A 3,340-nucleotide genomic window follows, 5' to 3' on the forward strand; every position below is an offset into this window, starting at 1 on the left:
TTATAATTCGTGTTTTCACTACCAACAATTGAGGGGGCAGGGGGGGGCAGATTATGCACGCCGTCAAGGCGTGCGGATGAACCAAATCTAAACGCCCCAGCGCCGAACAGCGTAACCACGATGAACAAACTGAGGCGAGATTTATCCCTCCGGGCGCTACTGCCTCACCTAAAGGTTCGGCGCATTTATACAACATGGGGATTTTATTTAGCGCCACGCTGTGCCGCATTATCTATCCACACGGCTTCGCCGTGCATATTTGAGCGCCGTTTGCGCTGCGGTCATAGCGAGGTATGTTACACTTTTTAGAAATGTTATTAAACACGATTAAAATCCTTCACTTTCAATTATTTCAAGCCCGAAGCGGCTTTGTATTAGGGTAGTAAGCAACGGGTTTTTGCCAATTACGGCGGCTTTTGTCGGTAATTGGGTATTAATAGCCACTTTTTGCCTCATTGAGAGTATTTTGCGGTTTTTAGGGTAGTTTGTCAATAGGGATTTGGAGAAAATGCCCTTTTTTTAAGGTGCGTATTGCTATCACGGCGATATAATGCTTATTAGCCCTATAAGATGTATGCCCAATAAAATCCTTGAGTACAGTCGGGCAGGCTGCGCGCGCTGTAAAAACATCTTTCGGGCGTTCCCCGCCGGAGAGACTTTGGAATAAAACAAAGAAAATTCAGAGAATAAGAGTTCGGCGACATACCCTAGATAAAGCTTTCTACCCACCGTTATTTAGTCGCCGAAAGGCTCGTAGGCGGACTCTTACGAAGTTTTTACAGCGTGCGCAGCCTGCCCGACTGTACTAAATAAATTCTTTAGGCATACATCGTGTAGTTATTCGTGTGGTTCGTGGTATAATAACTCTTCTATAAAACTTGCTTTAAAATCTTGAAAACTTCCTCTTCCGAGACTGTCCATGGGGAATTGGCAGTCATTTCCAATTTACGGGCGGCATCGACAGGGGCTGCCATCCGATCCAGCGGAATATGTTGTTCTTTTAAATCAAGCGGCACATTGAGCGCCGTCATGGAATTGCGGATGGCGTCTACTGCGGTATTCGCGGCTTCCGCTGCGGAAGCGGCTTTTCCCGCGCCAAGCAAAGAGGCAATCCGCGCCATTTTTTCGGGGCGCGCGCTGACAAGCCGCTCCGCTATAACGGGAAAAAGCGCGGCAGAACACTGTTGTCTTGGAATACCGCAGCGCGCGTTTATTGCAGTCGAGAGCGCGGCGCCTATGCCGGGAGAACTCACAGAGGAGCCGATGGACAGGAGAAGGCAAGCCTGCGCGAAAGTTTCCGCATTTATTGCGCCTGAGCCTTTTTTTAATAATTTTGCGTAAAAAGTTAGCGATTTTTCCAACAGGGTGTCGGAGAGGAAATTTGCTTTTGCAGAACAATACGCTTCTACCGCCGAAAAGAAACCTTCAAAAATATATGAAGCCGCATTGTTATCTGAAAGTATTGTTATTAAATTACTGTCTATTATTATTGACGCGTAAAGATTATGCGGAGATAAAATAGATTTAATTAATTTGTTGCGCGGATCTGCGGCAAGAAAAAAATCCGCAGCCGTAAAAGCGTCTGTCCCCTCTGTCGGGATTGAAAGCAGGGGTAAAAATTTCTCCTGACAGTCCCTGCCGTCAAGCAGTTCAAACGATGTAATTTTCATGGGAGCCATTATTGCCGCCATGCGGGAAATAATCTGCGTTTTACAGCCGCCAAACCCGATGATCGCGTCACAGTGCGCGGCGCTTAAAAGCGAAACTATGTTATCTGCCATTTCTACGGAAGAATCATCTTCTATTCCGTCAAAAACAATCGCATCAAGACCGGAGTCTTTTAAAATTTCTTTTAAACGGGTTACAACTTGCGCGTTTAATTTGTGATCGGCGGCAATCATCATGCGCGTACCGTAACGGCCGGCGATAGTTCCCGCCATGCTTAGAGTGTCCGCTCCGATTAGTACTTCGGGATTAAGTTTAAATGAAATATCCATGTCCGGCTCCAAAAAAAAAGCGTTTGATCATCGGGAACCCCCGGCGATCAAACGCATGAAATACTTATTAAATTCCTACGCAAACCATGCGTTCAGAATGTTATCCGCCGTAGCTTTGATGACCTTATCATTCAGATATGAAGGATCATTAATCTTCTGCCTGAGTTCAGCAATCCGGGCTTCATCAGCATCCGGGGCGGATTTAATAAGTTCCACGACTTGATACATTTCCGCCTTCTTCATCGCGTCTGAAGAAAGACTGATTGTATCAGCCCTGTCATTCCCCCCCACTTGCTCACTCCTGCCCGGCTTCTTGCCGGTTGGAATGGGATCAACATGACCTATCCTGTTTACTGTCATACTCTTACCCTACCTATACCCTATTATCGGCAACTATTTACCATAAGTTTACCAGCTATTTATAATAATTACCAGATATAAATAACGAAAATTCACCAATTTGAGCGCCGGAAACATCGCTTTTTTGGCTTAGTTTTTCCAGTATTTCCAACGCTGTTCCGCGAAGATATTCCTCGTGAATCTTCGTCATTTCCCGTCCAACGCAAATATACCTTTCTTTGTCAATTTCGGCAATGTCTGCCAATAGCTTTAGTACCCTGAACGGCGACTCATAAATGACGCAGGCGGCCTCCATTGCCATAAGTTCCCGCAAGCGGCTCCTCCTTCGCCCGGGTTTTGGAGACAAAAACCCCTCAAAAACGACGGTTTTGTCCCTGCCGCCGGAAACGCTTAACAAAGTAGCGAAGGCTGACGGCCCCGGAATGGGAATTACATCGTGCCCTGCCTGTGCCGCAGCCCTTGCCAGTACCGCACCGGGATCGCTCAGGGCGGGGGTGCCGGCATCGCTCGCGTAAGCCACAGTTTGCCCCTGATTTAGAGCGGAAATCACTTTTTCCGCCGCAAACTCCTCGTTTTGCGACCGGCAGGAGAGCATTTTTACGCGAATTCCCAAGTGAGTGAGCAATTTTAAAGTGCGGCGGGTATCTTCGCACGCCACAAGATCGGCATTTTTTAAAGTTTCTACCGCTCGAAAACTTATATCGCCCAGATTCCCTATGGGAGTGCCAATAATGTAGAGGGTTGCCATATTTAAAGTATAGTTTATTTTGCCAAGAATCACACAAAGAACCCAAAGGTAATGGAAAATAATGTTATTAAAGTTTTTGTTTGCATTCCTTTTCCCCTCAATCATTGTATAAAGTTACATAAAATAATATGCTATAAAAGCAAACAACATTTAACAGGAGCGTTAAGGAAAAACAATGGAAGAACCGTCCCGTGTTTTTCAGAAACACGAAAAGTTAAAACAGTATTTTCGCGAA

General features: G+C 45.9%; 4 protein-coding genes. All 4 read right to left on the minus strand.

From position 1 onward, the window contains the following. Positions 1–217: hypothetical protein (locus tag ACYVRH_RS11420; protein ID WP_461257041.1), on the minus strand; the 217-nt coding region annotated here is incomplete at its 3' end. Positions 218–869: 652 nt separating this feature from the next. Continuing rightward, entirely contained in the window at positions 870–1,997 is a 1,128-nt protein-coding gene (locus ACYVRH_RS11425) for an iron-containing alcohol dehydrogenase (protein WP_461257042.1), read from the minus strand. Positions 1,998–2,072: 75 nt separating this feature from the next. After that, the gene (locus tag ACYVRH_RS11430) at positions 2,073–2,357 is read right to left on the minus strand and encodes a flagellar biosynthesis anti-sigma factor FlgM (protein WP_461257043.1); all 285 of its coding nucleotides are present in this window, start codon (positions 2,355–2,357) and stop codon (positions 2,073–2,075) included. A 55-nt stretch (positions 2,358–2,412) separates the two neighbouring features. Next, positions 2,413–3,105 (minus strand): 16S rRNA (cytidine(1402)-2'-O)-methyltransferase, encoded by a 693-nt coding sequence (rsmI, locus tag ACYVRH_RS11435; RefSeq protein WP_461257044.1) that lies wholly within the window; start codon positions 3,103–3,105, stop codon positions 2,413–2,415. Between the last annotated feature and the right edge of the window lie 235 nt (positions 3,106–3,340).

The sequence above is a fragment of the Treponema sp. R80B11-R83G3 genome, from assembly GCF_054786115.1.

Excerpts from the sequence above, each read along its gene's own strand:
- ACYVRH_RS11425 (WP_461257042.1), bottom strand. The coding sequence starts at position 1,997 with ATGGATATTTCATTTAAACTTAATCCCGAAGTACTAATCGGAGCGGAC.
- ACYVRH_RS11430 (WP_461257043.1), bottom strand. The coding sequence starts at position 2,357 with ATGACAGTAAACAGGATAGGTCATGTTGATCCCATTCCAACCGGCAAG.
- rsmI (WP_461257044.1), bottom strand. The coding sequence starts at position 3,105 with ATGGCAACCCTCTACATTATTGGCACTCCCATAGGGAATCTGGGCGAT.